Here is a 19,200-nt window from a genome sequence, read left to right as displayed (position 1 = left end):
GGTCCGCCATTTGATTTTTTGGCTCTTATAAAAAAAATTTAATTTTTCGGGAATTTTTTCTTGAATTCCTCAAGAACCTTGTCTGGAGAGCCTTTTGCATCGATGTCTACGAGATTTCCCTTGCCCTTGTAGAAGTCGATAAGCGGTGCTGTTGACTCGCGGTATACTTCAAGACGGTGCTTGATTGACTCAGGCTTGTCGTCGTCGCGTGTATACAATTCGCCGCCACATTTGTCGCATTTGCCCTCTGTCTTAGGCTTGTTGTTTACGACGTGATACATCTGGCCGCAGTCTTTGCAGCAGATACGTCCGCCAAGTCGCTCTACAACTGCATTGTCTTCGATGTCGAAGTTTACTGCTGCGTCGATTTTTGCGAATGTAGCAAGAGCTTCTGCCTGTGGGATTGTGCGTGGGAATCCGTCGAGGATGTAGCCGTTTTTAGTATCATCTTTTGAAAGACGGTCTTTTACCAGGCCGATTGTGATTTCATCGCTTACCAAACCGCCGGCATCAATGATTGCCTTTGCCTTTTTGCCAAGTTCTGTTCCGTTCTTGATGTTCTCGCGGAAAATGTCTCCTGTTGAGATGTGTGGAATTGCGTATGCAACGGCAACTTCCTTAGCGAGTGTGCCTTTTCCAGCTCCCGGTGGTCCTAAAAAAATAAAGTTCATGTTTTTCTCCTATATTTTTATTCTATCACAGAAACCGTGATAAATTCTATCTCTGTGTTCCAGTTGAAGAGAGTTTTCTGGCTTGCGGTGACGAGAAGATTTTTGATTTTTTCCAGGTCCTCGTTGCCGACAGCAGCTGAAAGGGCAGTTCCGTAGGCAGAATTTTTGGCGTCAAACCATTTGTTGATTTCGGCCTCGCTGATACGGCGTTTTTCGGTCACTACTTTTGAGGCGGACTTTACCTCAAATCCGTATTTTCTGAAACTTTCGGAAATTGAGTCAGCGTTCCAGTTGAAAAGGGGATTTTCCTTGTCCGAGAAGAATTCGTTTTCGGCCAGCTCCATTTTCTTCAATATATATTCGAATTTTTTAGGGAAGCCGTTTTCTCCGTCTGAGTCCTTTGAGCCGATTCCTGTGAGAACCTGACTGCGGACGAGGTCTGAGATTCTCTGTCCATGAGAAGGAATGCGCTGGGAAATAATGACGGAAAAATCTGATGAAACGAGAGACTTTGTTTCATTCAGAGCGTATGCCAGAACGTCAGCTGAATCCTGGCTTGTGAATGGGTCGCGGAAGAAGATTCTGTCAAAAAGTATTTCCTTTTCAGCGAAGGAATTGAGCACTTCCTTAAAGCCCTCGCTTGAAAGATAGTTTTCGCTTGTCTGAGGGCGAACTGAAAGGATGGGCCTGTCGAGGTCGTCGAGGGTGCGGCCGTACTGCTCCATGATTTCCTTGCCTTTTTCGCTGCGGCAGATTCCGCATGTGATTCCTTCCGGTGTTTTACGGCTTACATCCCAGAGTAAAAGTCCGTCGTCGGCGTTCCAGACCAGCGAGCGGGTGTGACGGGTTAAGCGGGCAAGGTTTATCATTGCATCACGGATTGAAAGGAGCACTTCGGCCCGGTTAGAGTCCAAGCGGCTTCGCCATGATTTATCGGCACGGTCAAGGGCACTTTCCTTGCGCTCGTCCTTGGGTGTGAAAGTGAGGTTTTCTGATTTGACCGTGTTGTTCTGGCTGAAATTCCTGTTAATCCACCATTCACCGATCGGATTTGAAAAATCATTTGCAAAGTGGGGAAGAGGATGCATTCCGCAGCTGGCATCGGTCTCCGGCTTTTCTGGAGAAATGTTCTCTAAAATAGAAGAAATCTGCATTTCTCTTCGGCTCAGTACATCATCGCGGATTTTTGCCTCGTAGCCCTGCGTGCTTGGCGTGTAGAAAACGCGGCCGACAAGCTCGGTCGGCAAATATTGCTGTGCAACCCAGTGGTCCCGGTAGGCGTGAGGGTAGAGGTAGCCGTCTCCGTGGCCGAAGCCTTCCGCATCCCGGCTTGAATCGCGCAGGTGGTTCGGAACTTCAACGTCTTCCTTTTCGACTGAAGAAAGGGCGTCAAAAAAGGCCATGCTTGAGTTCGATTTTGGTGCTGTTGCAAGATAAAGGGCTGCGTGTGCAAGGTGGTAGCGGCCTTCGGGTAAGCCAACCCGGTCAAAAGCGTCTGCACAGCTGGTTACGACTCCAAGTGCGTATGGGTCAGCAAGTCCCGTGTCCTCGCAGGCTGAAATCAGCATACGGCGGAAGATAAAATGCGGGTCTTCTCCGGCGCGGATCATGCGGGCAAGCCAGTACATTGCCGCATCCGGGTCTCGGCCGCGCAGGGATTTTATGAAAGCTGAGATAATGTCGTAGTGATAGTCGCCGTCGCGGTCATAAAGCACGACCTTTTTCTGAATCGACTCTTCCGCCGTTTCCTTTGAGATGTAAATCGTGCTTCCCCAGGCGGGCTCAGGGATTCTTGCCTCAGGGTTCCATTTTTCGGGCGTGGTTTCGACGGCAAGCTCAAGGGCGTTCAAAAGGCTTCGTGCGTCTCCGTTTGCCGTGTCCACAAGATGCTCAAGGGCGCCTTTTTCAAACTCGACCTTCCAGTGACCGTAACCGCGCTCAACGTCTGAAAGAGCCATGCGGGCGGCCTTCATCAAGTCTTCTTTGGTGAGGGCCTTGAGCTGGAAAACGCGGCTGCGGCTGACCAAAGCCTTGTTTACTTCAAAAAAGGGATTTTCTGTGGTGGCTCCAATCAGGATAATCGTGCCGTTTTCGACCCAGGGCAAAAGTGCGTCCTGCTGGGCCTTGTTCCAGCGGTGAACTTCGTCGACGAAGAGAATTGTTCTTCTATTATAAAGCTTGAAAAAATCGTCGGCGGTCTTAATTGCAGCGCGGATGTCTGCAACGCCGGTGAGGACGGCATTGAGCGTGATGAAATTGGATTTTGTGTGGTTTGCGATAACGCGGGCAAGAGTTGTCTTTCCTGTGCCCGGCGGTCCGTAAAAAATGACGGAAGAAAGCTGGTCAGCGGCAATGGCACGGCGCAAAAGACGGCCCTTACCCACGATGTGGTCCTGGCCGATGTACTCGTCCAAATTTCGGGGCCGCATCCGGGCAGCAAGAGGTTGTTTTTCTGCTTTTGAGGAATCAAATAAATCCGCCATAAAGGAAATTATACCATAGAAAGTGGAAAGTTTAAAAACAAAAAAATCACCGCATCGAGCACTATCGTTGTTGTGCTCGATGCGGTGATTTTTTTGTTCGAATTATTCTCTATTCCATTCACCTTCGCTTGCGAAATATGACCAGAGTCCTACGTTGTTGAGGGAAGCGCTGGTGCTTGAAGTGAGACAGGTGGCGAAAATCGTTGAGTCATATTCGCTTCTGCTTGAATCAATTACCAGCAGGGCCGGAACTTCGTAGTATGAAGAAAGTGTTGAGTCTGCGTTTGTGTCAAAATCTGAGTTGCCGGAACTTGGAATGGCATAAACATTGCTGCTGTCGGCTTTTAAAGGCGTATGAACGATGCCGCTTGATGTTCCTGCGAGAAGATAATTTTTTGTGAATGCAAGTGAAATGATTGTGTCGCTGCTTAAATCAACGCTAGCAGAGTCAGACCATTTTCCGTCTGTTGAGTAATATACGGTGTCGCCGTTGCAACGGTAAATGTAGGTGGAATCTTTTTCCGGGGTTTCATTTGAAGTCATCGCATATGCCGAGCTGAAATAAACTGTTGAACCAAGAACTGTGCAGCTTTCTGTTGATGAAGTTGGAGCGGTTGAATGGTCCGTTGTGCCCAAAGTCATGCCTGTGTCGCCAAGTTTTTCGCCAGTTAATTCATAAACATTTGAGCGGTAGCGGAAATATGCGTGGCGGTTGGCCTCTTTTGGAGAATTTGTGCAGAAAAGAAGGGCTTTGTCATTTTTGTCGCCGTCATAAGATTTTGACCAGATTTCCTTCCATTCTTTTGACTCGCTGTTGTAGCTGAAGAGGATTCGTTTGGTGGCAACGTTGTATCCGTCATCGTCTTCTTCGATAATTACTGAAAGTGCATAGAGATTTGATGAATCGGCCGCCAGAGAATAAATGTAGCCGACTGGTGAAGAAAAACTTTCGAACTCGACTTTTTTGTCTACTGCAGCAACAAAGACTTCTGTTGGAGCCGCTGCAGTGTAGTCCTCCTGAGTTTTGCCGCTTAAATCTTTTGTGAGTGAAACGTTGCGGTAAGAGATTTTTCCTGTTGAAACGAAAATGTCATCCTTGTAGCGGATGATGTTCTGAATGTCGCCGGAGATTTTGGCATCGGCGAGCTTTACTTCATCACGGATTGTGTCAAAAATGACTCCGTGACAAGAGAAGAAGAGGGGAAGGAGGCTCAAAAGAAAAGCCGGAAATTTCATATTTTTAAAAAAAGTCTTTTTCATTTTTCGTTCCTGCAAAATTAGAAGTGATACCTTGCTGTAAATAACATCGAGCCAAAGACTCCGTAGTCATTGTATTTCGGATTAGAGTACCACTGAGGCATGTACATACAATCACCTTCAACGCCGAAAGACCAGCTTGGAGTGGCCCTGTAGAATACACCTGCTGCTCCACGAAGGACTAAGCCCGGGAAATATGTTCGGCTGAGATAGTTTTCCATGGCCGCACCGACTCCCAGAGTGATTGGAAATTCGAATTTTTTGAAAGTGGGCTGGAAAGTGGTGTCTACAACGAATGGGATGTAAGTGAAGATGTTTTCGCCCAGAGTTGGGTGATAGCCGAAGTAGATGTTGATTCCTGCTGCCCACCAGTTTGTGATGAAGCGATGGTAGCCGATCATGCCGGCGCCGCCAGTAGCAAGTTTTCCTTCCTTATATAATGGGAAGCTGCCGCCAAAGTTGAGGGGACAGGTTACCATGAGGCCGATTTTGATGTACTGATCGCCAGCTTCGTTGATGTTTCCTGAAGTTCTTAAAGTGATGTCATCGTCTTCTTCTTCGCCCTGATCAATGTCATCGTAAATGTCAGCATCGTCGTCGTCCGCAAAAGCGAAACTTGAAATCATAAAAAGCGCACAGAAAAGCGCAAGAAAGCGTTTCATAAATCCTCGTGTTTTATAAAATAGATAGTAATTCTACTGAAAATACTGTATATTTTCAATTCTATAGAATAAAGAAAACAAATGCGAAGAGGTTACAAAATGAGCGCACAGATTATCGATGGAAAACAGATTGCACTGGACGTAAGGGCCGGCGTTGCAGAAAAAGTTGCGGCACTAAAGGCAAAGGGAATCACACCTTGTCTTGCAGTCGTTCTCGTAGGTGAAAATCCTGCCAGCGTAAGCTATGTCACAGGAAAGCGCAAGGCACTGGCAGAAGCAGGCATGGCAGACCGAAGCGAAGTTTTGCCGGAAAACACAAGCGAAGAAGAACTTCTTTCCCTCATCGATAAACTCAACAAAGACGACTCTGTTCACGGAATCCTCGTACAGCTCCCTCTTCCAAAGCACATCAACGAAGACAAAGTAATCATGGCAATCTCGCCAGAAAAAGACGTAGACGGCTTCCACCCGGTCAACGTGGGCAACCTCGTAATCGGCAAAAAAGCCTTCCTCCCTTGCACACCGCACGGAATCATCGTCCTTCTTGAGCGCATGGGAATCGAAACAAGCGGCAAGCACGCAGTCGTAATCGGCCGAAGCAACATCGTTGGAAAGCCGGTTTCACTTTTGCTCGCCCGCAAGGAAACAAACTGCACCGTAACAATCTGCCACACAGGCACAAAAAACATGGCTGAAATCACCCGCCAGGCAGAAATTCTGATTGCTGCAAGCGGCCACCCTCACACAGTCACAGCTGACATGGTAAAAGACGGAGCCGTAATCATCGACGTAGGCGTAAACCGAATCCCTGACAGCACAAAAAAGAGCGGCTTCCGCTTAATCGGCGACTGCGATTTCGACGAGCTCAAGGAAAAGGCAAGCTACATCACACCGGTTCCAGGCGGAGTCGGCCCGATGACAATCGCAATGCTCATGTATAACACATTGGAAGCTGCGGAGAATAAGGCAAACGCATAAAAATGATAGACATCCAGTCCACACCAGACACACGCGAAGTACCCTTGCAGAAAGTCGGCGTTAAAAACGTCCGCTATCCTGTTCAAGTGCTCGACAAAAACCGAAAGACTCAAAGCACGACGGCAAGCATCAACCTCTTCGTGAACCTGCCCCACAATTTCAAGGGCACCCACATGAGCCGCTTCATCGAAGTCTTCCACAAGTACCACAACGACATTTCGATGAACAATTTTCTTGAGATGCTTGAGGAAATCCGCACAAAGCTTCAGGCGGAGCGGGCTTTCGGCAGAATCAGCTTCCCGTACTTTATCGAAAAAAAGGCCCCGGTTTCAGGCAACTCCGGCTTTATGGAATACACATGTTCATACGAAGGGGAAGTTACAATTAGCAATCTCAAGGGGGAAAGCCTTCCCCTCGCTCCAAACGCTAGCGCGTTTTCCGCTACCCCTTCTACGGGGGACACCCCCGTAACGCCCCCGGTTGCCCGCTTCTTTATTTCAATCAAGGTTCCAATCGCAACTCTTTGCCCTTGCTCAAAGGCAATCTCTGAGTACGGAGCCCACAATCAGCGGGGATTTGTTAAAGTCAAAGTGCTTTACACTAACTTCTTCTGGATTGAGGACGTGATTTCGATGATTGAAAGCTGTGCCTCAACACCGCTTTATTCGGTTTTGAAGCGCCAGGACGAAAAGTTCGTTACCGAGCACGCTTACGACAATCCGCGTTTTGTTGAAGACGTGGTGCGCGAAGTCTACCTGGGCTTAAAGCAAATGGGCTTCAAATGGTTCAATGTCGAAGCTGAGACAGAGGAAAGCATTCATTATCACAACGCATATGCCTGTGCTGAATATGAGGAATAAACTTTTTTCCATTATATTTTTGTTTTTTCTCTCTTTCCCGCTTTTTTCACAGACCGAATCCTTTACGGTTACAGCAAGCGTTGAAGAGGAAGAAGTTTCCGCGGTTTTTGAAATGATTAAAATCCCCGGGCGGAATTATTTCGTCGGCAAAACTGAAGTCACCTGCGAAGTTTACGAAATCGTCATGGGCGAAAATCCCAGCAGCTATGCGGAAGGAAACTTCCCTGTAAACACCGTCAACTGGTACGACTGTATCGTATTCTGCAACCGGCTCAGTCTGCTTCTTGGAAAAACGCCGGTCTACAGCGTGGGCGACTCTTCAAATCCGGACGACTGGGATTATTCTCCGCACGGGGGAAGCTCGATTTCAGCTGATGTTGTTCAGGATTTAAATGCCGACGGATTCAGGCTTCTGACCGTGGAAGAATGGGAATTCGCGGCAAAAGGCGGTCAGGCTTACAAATATTCAGGCAGCGGCAATATCGACCAGGTTGCCTGGTTCAAGGGCAACAGCGAATACAAGTCTCACGAAGCTGGCACAAAAACTGCAAACGGCTACGGACTTTACGATATGAGCGGAAATGTCTGGGAATGGTGCTGGGACCGCTTAAAAAAAGACTCAAATTACTACAGAATTCACAAGGGTGGCTCTTCTGCGAGTGCCAGGGAGCTTTGCGAGATAGGATTCAGTGGACACCACTACGGCTCGCGCTATCAGCCCTGCTATTCTTACTACACATTCGGATTCAGGATTGGCCGGACTGACCGGTAAGTTCCGGGTGGTACTCAAAGTGCATGTTATCGTAAATTGCCCAGTAACCGCCCCAGATAAATCCTTCATTTTCAAAGATTTTTATGACTTCCTTGGGCGGCATCCAGCGTTTTTCGAGCGGAACCAGCATCCAGCGGTCTTCGCCCAGCTTGTCCTTTTCCCAGCTCCAGTAAATTGCCTTGCGGTTCAGTCTTTTTGGCAGGATGTCGATTGCGATTCCGTAGGCGTGAAAAGATTTGCGTGAGGTCTGAACGATTTCCCGCCAGTGATAGGCGTCCGCGGACTTTAGATTGCTGAGAAAGGCTTTGACTTCCGGCTCATTCTTTTTTTCGAGGATTTTCTTTTCGACGATTTTGAGCTTGTCATAAACGCGTTCGTGAATCCGGGTCGGTCTTCCGAGAAAAGTCGTTTTGATGATGTGGTCTTCGATTATCACCCGGGATTGAGCCGAATAAAGCCAGTCAAAAAAGAACATTGGAGTGCCCGGCGCGTTTCTGCGGTTCTCTGCCGAACCAAACTGCTTTATCTGCTCGATTTCTTCCTTTGTATAGCTTTTCGGGTCACGGAGTTTGTTTTCGTATTTGTATTGAAGAACCCAGTAATTTTCCTTGTTTGCCAGTTCTTCCTTTGGCAAAAGCCTGCCGCCAGCCCAGTAAAGACTTGCTGATTTTTTGCCTTTTGGCTTTTTGGTGCGCTCAAAGAAGAGGTCCGCCGTCATGTCGATTTTCCAGTCGTTCTGTTCAAGGTCGAAAGTGGTGGTGTAGTCGATGTCGGGGTAGCAGCGCATGAAGGCCTTTATTTCAGCCGGACAGAATGAATGGCTGGAAAAAGCCTGCTGGGGCAGGGAGCTTGCAGACGATAACTGAGAAAAACATTTTGATGCTAGGAATATCAGAATCAGCGAGAGAAACTTTTTCATTTATTTTAAGATTATAACACAGAATTTGAGTTATATGGCGTCAGGCGAAAATTTTCTTTACCTTTGCCTTGAACTGATTTCCGCGGTCGAACTCGTTTTTGAACATGCCGAAGCTGGTGGCTCCAGGCGAGAAAACGACGACCTGAACTTTTTCTGCGTTTTCGCTTGCTTCAAGGTCGCTTTTGAGCTGGGCAAGCATTTCGTCCAGGGACGCGAATGGCCCCTTGTATGCGATTTTTTTTGCATTAAAGTCTGGAATCATTTTGTCGGTTGCGCTTCCTGCCAGCAAATAAACTGCGTGCGGTGCTATGTTCTTTCCGTTGTCACAGATTCCGTTGGCTACCGGGCTTAAATCAAGTCCTTTATCTGTGCCGCCTGTGAGGAAAATTACCGGCTTTCCGAATGCCTGTGTCGCTTCGGCTGCGGCTTCCGGGACTGTTGCGGCTGAGTCGTTGTAGAAGCGGTAAGTCGTCTTGTTGATTTTGCACTCGTGGAAGAATTCAAGGCGGTGCTCGATTCCGTTCCAGCGGCCCAGAACTTCGATAATCCGTTCAGGGGAAACGCCCATGATTCTTAGGACAAGGGCTGCGTTCAAGACGTTTGCCCTCATGTGCTTTCCGGGAACGATTAAGTCCTTGAGGACTGTTTCAGTCGTTTTTTCGTAATCCTGTGGAAGTGTGTCGAGGATTTTTGTTGAAAGGCGGGCGATTCCGTTGCCTTTTTTGTCCTGCCATACTCCTAAAACGCCTTCCGGGAGCTGCTTTTTGCTATAGCGGAGGATTGTTGCCTTGCATTCCTTTGCAAAAACTTCGCCCCAGTTGTCGATTAAAGTTCCGCCGTCTGCGGCCGGGTCAGGGTCGAAATCAAAAATCGCGAAGTCTTTCTTTGTCTGGTCTGCGTAAATCAATTTTTTGTCGTTTACATAAGCCAGCATCGAGTGGTAGAAATTCTGGTGGTCAGGAATGATTTTTGTGATGATTGAAACTTTTGGCTTGAGAAGTTTTCGGCCCCGCAAGTCTGCCAGCTGCCAGCTTGAAAGCTCCAGAACAACCGGAGTTGTCTCGTCAGTCTGGTCGAGGAAGGTGAGCGGAGAAACTGTGATGTTGCCGCCCAAAAATGCGCTGAAGCCCGAAGCCTTGAGTCCGTAGTAAATCGCGCTTACGGTTGAAGATTTGCCTTTGCTTCCTGTGACGGCGATAATCGGAGCCTTGCTGAATGCTAAAAAGAGGGAAATGTCAGATTCGATTGCCTTAGCTGCGGCCAAGTATTTGTTTCCGTCGTATTTTACGCCCGGATTTTTGATTACGCAGTCGGCGTTTTCAAAGTCTTCGATGCGGTGCTCGCCCAGCCGGTAAGTGAGCCGGCTTTTATCAAGCGAAGCGTCGTTGTTGATTGAATCTACGGTCGTCTGTAAGTCAGACTCAGATTTCATGTCAGTTGCGATTACATAAGCTCCGTGGTTCAAAAGAAAGCGCACGGAAGCCTCACCGCCGCCATTCAAGCCCAGTCCCATGACGGTGACATGTTTTCCCTCGATGTCGTCGATTGATTTGAAAAAACATCCCTGCGGGTAAGTGTGTGGTACAGGTGGAAGCGGTTCGTGTGCGTCTGACATAAAATTCTCCTTCCTTTAGATTTATCGTGAAGTCTGCAAATTTCTTGTCTTCTTGAAGCGGGCAATTGCCTCGTCAATCAAAAGATTTGTGAGGCTGGTGAAATCAAGACCGAAAGCTCCGCACATTTTCGGGAACATGCTGATTTGTGTGAAGCCAGGCATCGTGTTGATTTCGTTGAGGTAAAGCTTGTCCGTGTCCTTGTCGATGAAAAAGTCAACCCGGCTTAAACCAGCAAGGTCGAGGGCTGCAAAGGCTTTTTTAGCCAGACTGCGTACTTCCTCAAGCCTTTCTTCCGGTAATTTGGCAGGAATCAATAAATCTGCTCCGTCCGGGTCGTTGTATTTTGCATCGTAGTCGTAGAAGTCGTGTTTCGGGGCAATTTCGCCAGGTCCGTAGGCTGTGAGCTTTTCTGCCGCAACAGAGCCGTCATCAACAGTCGGGTTTCCTGTTACCGAGCACTCGATTTCGCGGGCATTTACGGCCTTTTCAATCAGAATCTTGTCGTCCCAGAGGAAGGCTTCCATGATTGCGCCGTTCAAGTGCTGAAGGTCTTTTGCCAGAGTTGCTCCGTCTGAACTTCCTGCGGCACACGGCTTTACAAAGAGAGGGAAGCCCAGCTCTTTTTCTGCTTTTTCAAGGATTTTGTCGTAGCCGTTTGCTGTAGCCAAATCAGAGCGGCGGACACAAATGCCAGGAACGACAGGAATTCCTGCCTGCTCAAGTGCAACCTTAGTCTTTTCCTTGTCCATAGTGATTGCGCTTCCCAAAGTTGTACAGCCAACGTATGGAACGTCGACCATTTCAAAGAGACCCTGGATAGTGCCGTCTTCACCGAAAGGTCCGTGCAATACCGGGAAAATTACGTCGCTTGCAATGACTTTATCGCCGACCCGGAAAGTTCTCTTGCTTCCGCCGCCTGGAATGACGCTGACTTCCTGAGAATCGTCCTCAATGATTTTGAAAGATGCTTTTGGATCAGCCTTGATTCGCTCGAATTCGCTCTGAGGCTGCAGGAACCATCTTCCGTCCTTTGTGATTGCAATCAGCTGGACTGTATTTTTTTTATCGATGTTGCGTGAAACTGCTGCTGCTGAAATCAAAGAGATTTCGTGTTCGCCGGATTTTCCGCCATAAATTACTGTAACTATCATAATTCCCACCAAATTTTTAAAATCATTACAATTATAACAGTTTGATGGAAATTGTGATAGATAGCATTATTACCAGCGCTCGAAGAAGAGTCCCGCCAGAGGCGAAAGCACAATCATGATGCAGGAGAATGTGAAGGACTCAACTGAAATCAAAGTCGCCCTCTGCTCGGAAGGGAACATGTCCTGAAGCCGGGCATTCGTGCGGACCTGAAGGGCGTCGTCTGCAAGGGCAGCCAGAAATCCTCCCAGAGTCATGAGCACATAGAGGCCTGAGTGTTCGAGGGCAATTCCCGAAAGAATTATCAGCGTGGAAAGGGTGAAAACCGTACGGTAACGGAGATTCTTTGCGTAAAGAATGATTTTCGCACCGATTACGCCGCCTGCCTGGAGCAAGAGAAGGGCAAGACCCAAAGCCCATTTTGGAATTCCCGCCATTGGGAGCTTGGCCTGCAAAAAGAAGAGAAGCAGAATGTCCATGGCCCCGACAAAGGAATTGATGAACATCATCGCAAGAGCCTTTCGGGCTTCCTTTAGGAAAAGCAGACTCTGCTTAAAGCAAGAGCTCAATTCCTTCCAGATGTGGAATTCCTTTGGGGCTTCTTCAAGCCTTACTTCAACAAGACCTGCAAGCAGAAAAAGCTGAATTAAGGAAGCAAAAACGCCTGTTGAATACGCGATTTTGTAGCCGAGAACCAGGGCAAAACCGGCTGTCAAAGTCGAAAGACCTTCACAGGTGCGGTAAATGATGAGCTGATTCGAAGCATATTTTTCAAAGCCTTTTTCCTGCCCCACAGATTTTAGGGAATCGTAGGCAAGGGCGTCGCCGGAACCGGAAGCAAAATTGTAGCAGAGGGCGTGAAGTCCAATCGAAATGCAGACCATGGCAAAATTGTTGGAGAATATCATGACGATATCTCCGGCCATGCGCATGATGCAGGAAATGACCAGAGTCTTTTTGCGCCCGAAAACATCCGCCAGAACTCCCGACGGAATCTCAAACATAAGGCTTACTATATGGAAGATAGTTTCCGCAAAGCCAATCTGAGCGAGGGAAAATCCGCGGGAAGCAAGAATCGCGACCCAGGCTCCCGAAAGTGAAAGCTGTCCTAAAATTGCAGACGAGTATAAACGACCGATTTGTTTTTTTATGTTTAACATAATATGCCACCTTTTTCGTAAGAATGAAATTTGAAAAATAAAACGTGAAAAAGGGGAGAGTGAGGATGTTAATGTAATTGGATTTTAGAAAAAAGGACTTCTAAAACCACAGTTTTCTGAAAAAGGCCCACTACCCCTATCGAAGGGTTGAGAAATAGCATTTTTCGAGCAATAAAACTGGTGTTTTCCACATAATAAATTTATTTTAAGAAATAAAGTCTGAATTGTCAAGGAAAAAAAAGAGATTGAAAGGGAAAAAGAAACCTTTGGGTTGCGTTTTCCCTTTTTTAGTTTCTCTAAATAGAAATTGTATTCTTTCCGAAAATTTTGTATAATTTTAAAAATATTATATAAGAAAGGAATTTATTATGGATAAACTCAGAGTATTATTGGCAAAAGGCAGAATTTACGAATCAGTTTACGAACTTTTGAGCGATGTCGGTATTTCCCTCAAACTCGCTGAGCGCACTTATTTCCCTTCGACAAATCAGGACGATTTGGCTTTCCAGGTCGTAAAACCACAGATTGCAAGCGCACTTCTGGCTTCAAACAAAGCTGATGTCGGCTTCTCTGGCAAAGACTGGGTTTACGAAAACGGCGTTCAGGACGAAGTCGAGGAAATTATGGACTTGGGCTTTGACCCGGTTCGCATCGTAGCCGCAATCCCTAACACAGTTGATTTCGACGCCCTCATCAAAAAGCCGGTCACAATCGCCACAGAATATCAGACCCTCAGCAAAAAATGGGTCGAAGAAAAGAAGATTGACGGAAAAATCTTCCGCACATGGGGCACAAGCGAAGGTTTCGTTCAGGACAACGAAGACTCACTCGCACAGGTTTTGATTGACAACACATCGACAGGTTCAAGCCTGCGTGCAAACAACCTCAAAATCGTCGACACCCTCATGACTTCTTCAACACGCATGTACGCTTCAAAAGAAGCCCTCAAAGACCCTGCAAAAAAACAGAAAATCATGGAGCTCAAAATGCTCTTCGAGTCTGTTTTGAACGCACGCGGCCGTGTAATGCTCGAAATGAACGTTGCAAAGGACAAGTTCGACGGTCTTATCAAGGCACTTCCGTCAATGAAAAGCCCGACAGTCAGCCCTCTTTTCGGCGATGACGGCTATGCAGTAAAAATCGCAGTCAAAAAGAGCGAAGTCCCAACCCTGCTTCCAAAATTGCAGTCTCTGGGCGCAACGGACATTTTGGAATATGCATTGCGAAAAGTTGTAAGATAGGGGAAAGCCTTCCCCTGCGCGCCCACTTCGTTGGTCGCTACCCCTTCTGCGGGGAGTTCCCCGCAACGCCCCCCAAAGGAGTTTATTGTGAGAACAGCTACAATCGAACGAATTACTGGCGAGACTCAGATTTCGCTTACTCTTAATCTTGATGGCACTGGAAAGTGTAGCGTGGAGAATCCGATCGGCTTTTTTGACCACCTGCTCAAGTCTTTCTGTAAGCACGGACTTTTTGACCTTTCCGGCTCCATCAAGGGCGATTTGAACGTTGACCAGCACCACACAATTGAAGACACCGGCATCGTTTTGGGTCAGTGTTTTGCTAAAGCTCTCGGTGACTGTGCCGGTATTTTCCGAAGCGGCTCCTTCCTTTATCCCATGGATGAATCTCTCCTTCGCGCTGCCGTTGATTTTGGCGGACGTCCTTTCCTTGTCTGCAATGCAGATCTTTCAAATATCCCGCTGGTGAGCGTTCAGGACGGAAAGCAGGGGACCTTCCAGACCGATTGCTTTGACGATTTCTGGAACGGCTTTGTTCAGGCGGCAAAATGCAACCTTCATCTGGACACTCTCCGCGGCAGAAGCGACCATCACAAAATGGAAGGTCTTTTTAAGGCTGCTGCCCGTGCAATCCGAAGTGCGGTCGAAATTGATCCTCGGCGAAACGGTGAAGTTCCAAGCACAAAAGGCGTTATTGTGTAAAAAAATTAAAAATACCTTTAAATAAATTTGGCTTTTTATTAAAACTAGGTTAAAATAGTCATATAATCACCTTAGCAAAACCTGGCAGGGCGGGCATGTTTTTGCAAGTCTTCTGGCGCAGAGTTTTTACAGGAGTTTCTATGACACAAAAGACCAAAGCCAGTTGTGGCTTCAAAAGTATCCGTACGCAGCTTGTTCTTACAATCGGCCTTTTCCTGCTTGTGCTCCTTGCACTTTGCTCTGTATTCATTTTGCGCAATGTTTCCAGTCGTTTCCGCAATATTTCCGACAGTTATCTGCATGAAATGGCTTCTTACTATTCCGAAACAACAAAGGCGATTATTGCACATGAATATGCCACTTGCAGCGCGCTCAAAACTGTCGTTGAGCAGGTAGAAAATGTTCCTCCTGCCCAGCGGCGTGATTTTGTGAACGCTATTTTAAAACAGGCTCTAATCGCCAACGAAAATTTTGTTGATACCTGGGTAGTTTACGAGCCGAACGCATTGGACGGCCTTGATTCTCAGTATGCGAACACTGAAAATCACGATTCCACAGGCCGTTTTATTCCTTATTGGACTAAAGTTGGCTCTACGATTGAATGTACACCGCTCACTGATTACGAAAATGGCTTTTGGTATGTAAATCCGCTTAAAAGTCCCACAGGTATTCTTATTGACCCGAATCCTTATGAAATTGGTGGCAAAACTATCTGGGTTTGTGGCGTCGCGTTCCCGATTCACGGCAAAGACGGCAGGCCAATCGGTGTAATCGGCCTTGATATGTCGCTCGACACTCTTTCTTCTCTTCTTAAGCAGGTCAAAGTCTATGATTCCGGCTATCTCTCGCTAATTTCCGATTCCGGGCTTCTTGCGGTTGATTATGACTCGGAGAACGAAGGTCAGAATCTTGCGGCTTATACTGATTCTTCGACTGGCCCGCTTTTTCAGTCTAGCAAATCTTCTCTCCAGCCTTTTGGCATGACTGTCAAAGAAAAAGGCGAGAGTGTCTACAAATATTATCAGCCATTTAAAGTTGAAGATGCAAAAGAAGTCTGGTTCCTTGGTCTTAATGCGAAAGAATCAGAAATCACGGCGGCAGCAAAGGCTGTTTTCTTCATTTCGACTGTTGCCTTTGTCCTCACCGCTCTTGTAATTCTTTTTGTTCTCTTCCTGATTATTCAGGGCGTTGTCAAAGAAATGAACAAAGGTGTCTCTGCAATGCAGAATATCGCGCAGGGAGACGGTGATTTGACTGTCCGCATGGAGGTTAAGACCGACAACGAGCTTGGAAAAATGTACAAATTCTTCAATCTCACTATTGAAAAGATTCAGAATTCCATTGCGCAGGTCAAAGATGCGGCGACGCACCTTACTGAACAAGGCGCAACTCTTGGTGACAGCATGAATGACACGGCGGCAAGTGCAAACGAAATCACGGCCAACATCGATTCAGTTAACAAGCAGGTTCAGCAGCAGGGGCGGAATGTTCACGAGGCAAAGGACGCGCTCGGCTCAATCAACAGCAGCGTGAACGATTTGGTTTCAAATATCCAAAGCCAGAGTTCAAGCGTTGTCGAATCTTCTTCGGCAATCGAAGAAATGGTCGCAAATATCCGTTCTGTCACTGGAATTCTCGAAAAGAACGGCGTCACAATCAAGTCTCTCGAAAATTCTTCTGAATCTGGAAAAGTCAGCATAGCCAATTCGGTCGAGTCAATCAAAAAGATTCAGGAACAGTCGGGCACCCTTCTTGAAGCAAGTAAAATCATTCAGGCAATCGCGAGCCAGACAAACATGCTTGCTATGAATGCGGCAATTGAGGCGGCTCATGCGGGCGAGAGTGGCAGAGGCTTCTCTGTCGTTGCCGATGAAATCCGTAAGCTTGCAGAAGATTCAAACAAGCAGGGCAAAAACATCACGAGCAACCTCAAAGTTGTCCTTGCAAGCGTCAAAGAAGTCACAGATTCTTCTGAGCAGCTGCAGAATCAGTTCAACGAGATTTATGATTTGACTCAGACTGTCGCACGGCAGGAACTCACGATTATGAACGCAATGCACGAGCAGTCCGAAGGTGGCGAGCAGATTCTTGAGGCAATCAAGCAGATTCAGGATGTAACGGCGAGCGTAAAGGGTTCCAGCGATGCAATGGAAGATGCGACCCGTGATGCGAACGTCAAAATGGACAATCTCATGCGCCTCACAGAAGAAATCACGGCAAGCATGGATGAAATGTCAATCGGAATCGAGTCAATCAACCGCTCGATAAACGAAGTCAACGACATGACTCACAAAAATACGCACAGCATCGAGTCTCTTGGTGAGGCTGTGAGCAAATTCAAGGTGTAAGGCCGGGGCTGTGCTTCCTTTATTAAAATATAATTAACTAACTATTAAATTCTTCTTAAATTTGGCTTGATTTATCCTAAAATTGTGTTAAACTTAGTTTATGCACAAAGCTAATTATTCAAAATCTTCCTTAATTTATTCTTCTCGCATCTAACCGCAATGTTGTGTATTTTCGCAATTCATTGAGGTCTTTTTATACATTGTGGTGGCTTTATTGAATCTTTCTGATTTTAATCATTTCACTGCAAAAATTAGGAGTTTCCTATGAAAAAAATTTTTCTTACCCTGGTGGCACTTTTTTCTTTAAGCATACCGCTTGCGGCTGAGAAGTCGATTGAATTCTTTACGGATGACGTTCCCCGCTACGAAGGTTTTGCTTTGGGTGCCAGTTTCATCAATCAATGGGCATTGGGTGAATATTCAGATTATGCCACATGCAATTTTGGTGGTGAAGTAGATGCGGAATATACACTCCCACTTGTATTACCGAATAATCTTGATTTGGGCATTTCGGCGAGGGCTGATTTCCTTGTCGTTTCCCCAAAATCAGGCAGCACGCTTAAAAGTGAAACGGAAATGCGTTTTTCTGGCGGTCTCTGGCTCAGGGTTCCATTTTCTGTAAAGGGAGCCTGGTTTGCCTTTCAGCCGGAACTCAGCCTGGGAGCATCGCTTTTCAGCACGGAAGCTCAGAACGGAGCAAAAGCCAGCGGAACTTATCTTGGTTCTGTGATTGGTCTTGCACCGGCATTCCGCTTTATCCCAAAGGCTGTCCCGGATCTTGAAATCGAAGCAAGTCCTCTTTTTACGATAACTCCGGAAGCAAGCTCTCACATGGTAACTCAGATTGGCGTAAGGCTTGGTTTTGTTTATCACATCCAGAATTTCATAACGAAAAAGCTTAAAGAAAGCAAAGAAAAGAAAGATGCTGCACTCGCTGAGCAGAAAAGGCTTGAAATCGAACGTCAGGAAGCCGAGGCAAAGCGTTTGCGTGAAGAAGAAGAAGCCCGACGCAAGGCAATCGCAGAGGCCGCAGATGAAGAATCTCGCCGTGCTGCCGAAGAAGAATTGCGAAAGGCCGAAGAAGCCCGAAAGGCTGCCGAAGAAGAGGCTGCCCGAATTGCAGAAGAAGAGCGCAAAAGGGCTGAGGAAGAAGCTGCACGTGTTGCCGCCGAAGAAGCCCGCAAGGCAGAAATTGCCGCATGGCCTGCACCAGAAGCCGTTCTTGCTGTTATTGGCGGCACAAACTTTACGCCGGACGGAGACGGTCAGCATGACAGCGTTACCTTCCAGCCAAGTATTAATTATGTAGAAGAAGCTCCTGAAAGCTGGATTCTCGCAATTGATGATCCGCAGGGAAATCCATTCCGAACGTTCAAAGGAAAGGGCGCCCTGCCGGAATCAATTGAATGGGACGGTTTGAGCGACAGGGGCGAAGCCGTTTATTCACGAAACGTTTACAAGTCAAAACTCACCGTAATTCCATCTCGACATGACCGAACTCGAAGCGGTGCAAAAAATGCTGAGACAAGCACTGAAGTTCACACAGGCTTGCTTTTGCAGGTAATTGTTCCAGAGCATGAATGGAAAATCGTCGTCAATACAATTTACTTTGCTGGTGGCGGCGCTTCATTCGATGGCTTGAATTCTGAGCAGCTTAAGGCCAATGCCGAGACTCTTGACGAAGTTGCGGAGCAGATTACAGCACATCCGGGCTCAAATGTCGTGGTTGAAGGCTATGCAAACAACATCAGCGGAACTGCAAAAGAAGATACGGAAGAACTTATTCCTTTGAGCCAGGAGCGTGCAGACTTTATCGTAAAAGAACTTGCAGCTCGTGGAATAAATCAGGAGTCACTTTCGGCTACAGGAAAAGGCGGTGCAAATCCGATTGCATCACGCAAAGATCGTGCGAACTGGTGGAAGAACCGCCGCATCGAATTCATAATCAGGAAGTAAGGAGCTGAATATGAAAAGATTTTTACCATACACAATGGCTGCGGCCCTGATTTTTGCGGCATGCAGCAGTCATATTGAAGATTTGATAGCTCCTTCTGCTCCGGAGCCTACCATCGATGTTGATGTTGAGGTCGAGGTTGAATTCAAGACTCTGCTTCTCGGCTATGACTCAGAAAGTTCCACAGCCACTGCAACAGGCCTGGGTGATGAAGGCGTTGTATATTCATGGTCGATGGACGGAAAGGAAGATTCAGATGTGTTCAAAAGCAAAAACGGCGCAAGCTGTGTTCTTGACACGGAAAAACTTTTGGTTGGAAAAAATTATACTTTGCTTGTGGTGGGAACGGTTAATGGCGTTTCTTACAGTTCTGATTGCAAAATAACAATAGAACCAGCAGATTCATCAGAGAGTGAGTAAGGAGGAGC

16 protein-coding genes are annotated in these 19,200 nt (G+C 47.0%); 8 read left to right on the top strand and 8 right to left on the bottom strand.

Annotated elements, in window-relative coordinates; translation table 11 throughout:
• Positions 1-38: 38 nt before the first annotated feature.
• The 4 genes from HNP76_RS13470 to HNP76_RS13455 form a co-directional block, all read right to left on the bottom strand.
• On the bottom strand, positions 39-671 hold the full coding sequence (locus tag HNP76_RS13470) for an adenylate kinase (RefSeq protein WP_184661429.1): 633 nt from the start codon (positions 669-671) through the stop codon (positions 39-41).
• A gap of 17 nt (positions 672-688) precedes the next feature.
• Positions 689-3,154 (bottom strand): AAA family ATPase, encoded by a 2,466-nt coding sequence (locus HNP76_RS13465; protein ID WP_184661427.1) that lies wholly within the window; start codon positions 3,152-3,154, stop codon positions 689-691.
• 102 nt (positions 3,155-3,256) lie between these two features.
• Positions 3,257-4,414 (bottom strand): hypothetical protein, encoded by a 1,158-nt coding sequence (locus HNP76_RS13460; RefSeq protein ID WP_184661425.1) that lies wholly within the window; start codon positions 4,412-4,414, stop codon positions 3,257-3,259.
• A 17-nt stretch (positions 4,415-4,431) separates the two neighbouring features.
• Positions 4,432-5,073, bottom strand: a complete 642-nt coding sequence (locus HNP76_RS13455) for a TP0733 family outer membrane beta-barrel protein (protein WP_184661423.1) — start codon at positions 5,071-5,073, stop codon at positions 4,432-4,434.
• Positions 5,074-5,172: 99 nt separating this feature from the next.
• Between HNP76_RS13455 and folD the strand changes: the two genes are divergently transcribed.
• The 3 genes from folD to HNP76_RS13440 are packed head-to-tail and all read left to right on the top strand — an operon-like array spanning position 5,173 to position 7,683.
• Entirely contained in the window at positions 5,173-6,051 is an 879-nt protein-coding gene (gene folD, locus HNP76_RS13450) for a bifunctional methylenetetrahydrofolate dehydrogenase/methenyltetrahydrofolate cyclohydrolase FolD (protein ID WP_184661421.1), read from the top strand.
• Positions 6,052-6,053: 2 nt separating this feature from the next.
• A complete protein-coding gene (folE2, locus tag HNP76_RS13445; protein ID WP_184661419.1) occupies positions 6,054-6,911 on the top strand; it encodes a GTP cyclohydrolase FolE2 in 858 nt (285 codons plus the stop codon).
• Between the two features lie 19 nt (positions 6,912-6,930).
• Positions 6,931-7,683, top strand: a complete 753-nt coding sequence (locus tag HNP76_RS13440) for a formylglycine-generating enzyme family protein (protein WP_184661417.1) — start codon at positions 6,931-6,933, stop codon at positions 7,681-7,683.
• Here the strand turns inward: HNP76_RS13440 and HNP76_RS13435 are convergent.
• The 4 genes from HNP76_RS13435 to HNP76_RS13420 form a co-directional block, all read right to left on the bottom strand.
• Entirely contained in the window at positions 7,658-8,602 is a 945-nt protein-coding gene (locus HNP76_RS13435) for a M15 family metallopeptidase (protein ID WP_184661410.1), read from the bottom strand. The two genes, HNP76_RS13440 and HNP76_RS13435, sit on opposite strands and share 26 nt — an antisense overlap.
• Positions 8,603-8,642: 40 nt before the next feature.
• Positions 8,643-10,217: a UDP-N-acetylmuramoyl-L-alanine--D-glutamate ligase gene (murD, locus tag HNP76_RS13430; RefSeq protein ID WP_184661408.1), complete on the bottom strand. Its 1,575-nt coding sequence runs from the start codon at positions 10,215-10,217 to the stop codon at positions 8,643-8,645.
• Between the two features lie 21 nt (positions 10,218-10,238).
• Complete coding sequence (locus HNP76_RS13425) at positions 10,239-11,369, bottom strand: D-alanine--D-alanine ligase family protein (RefSeq protein ID WP_184661406.1); 1,131 nt, start codon at positions 11,367-11,369, stop codon at positions 10,239-10,241.
• Positions 11,370-11,438: 69 nt separating this feature from the next.
• Positions 11,439-12,527, bottom strand: a complete 1,089-nt coding sequence (locus HNP76_RS13420) for an MFS transporter (RefSeq protein WP_184661404.1) — start codon at positions 12,525-12,527, stop codon at positions 11,439-11,441.
• 368 nt (positions 12,528-12,895) lie between these two features.
• Between HNP76_RS13420 and hisG the strand changes: the two genes are divergently transcribed.
• The 5 genes from hisG to HNP76_RS13395 all read left to right on the top strand — a co-directional run bounded on the left by hisG (position 12,896) and on the right by HNP76_RS13395 (position 19,192).
• Positions 12,896-13,768, top strand: a complete 873-nt coding sequence (hisG, locus tag HNP76_RS13415; protein WP_184661402.1) for an ATP phosphoribosyltransferase — start codon at positions 12,896-12,898, stop codon at positions 13,766-13,768.
• An 84-nt stretch (positions 13,769-13,852) separates the two neighbouring features.
• On the top strand, positions 13,853-14,470 hold the full coding sequence (locus HNP76_RS13410) for an imidazoleglycerol-phosphate dehydratase (protein WP_184661580.1): 618 nt from the start codon (positions 13,853-13,855) through the stop codon (positions 14,468-14,470).
• 140 nt (positions 14,471-14,610) lie between these two features.
• The gene (locus HNP76_RS13405; RefSeq protein ID WP_184661400.1) at positions 14,611-16,818 is read left to right on the top strand and encodes a methyl-accepting chemotaxis protein; all 2,208 of its coding nucleotides are present in this window, start codon (positions 14,611-14,613) and stop codon (positions 16,816-16,818) included.
• Positions 16,819-17,082: 264 nt separating this feature from the next.
• On the top strand, positions 17,083-18,774 hold the full coding sequence (locus HNP76_RS13400) for an OmpA family protein (protein ID WP_184661398.1): 1,692 nt from the start codon (positions 17,083-17,085) through the stop codon (positions 18,772-18,774).
• 10 nt (positions 18,775-18,784) lie between these two features.
• The gene (locus HNP76_RS13395; RefSeq protein ID WP_184661397.1) at positions 18,785-19,192 is read left to right on the top strand and encodes a hypothetical protein; all 408 of its coding nucleotides are present in this window, start codon (positions 18,785-18,787) and stop codon (positions 19,190-19,192) included.
• Positions 19,193-19,200 lie beyond the last annotated feature (8 nt).

Source organism: Treponema ruminis (assembly GCF_014201975.1).
GTDB classification, from domain to species: Bacteria; Spirochaetota; Spirochaetia; order Treponematales; family Treponemataceae; genus Treponema_D; species Treponema_D ruminis.
This window is presented reverse-complemented; position numbering and strand designations above follow the sequence as displayed.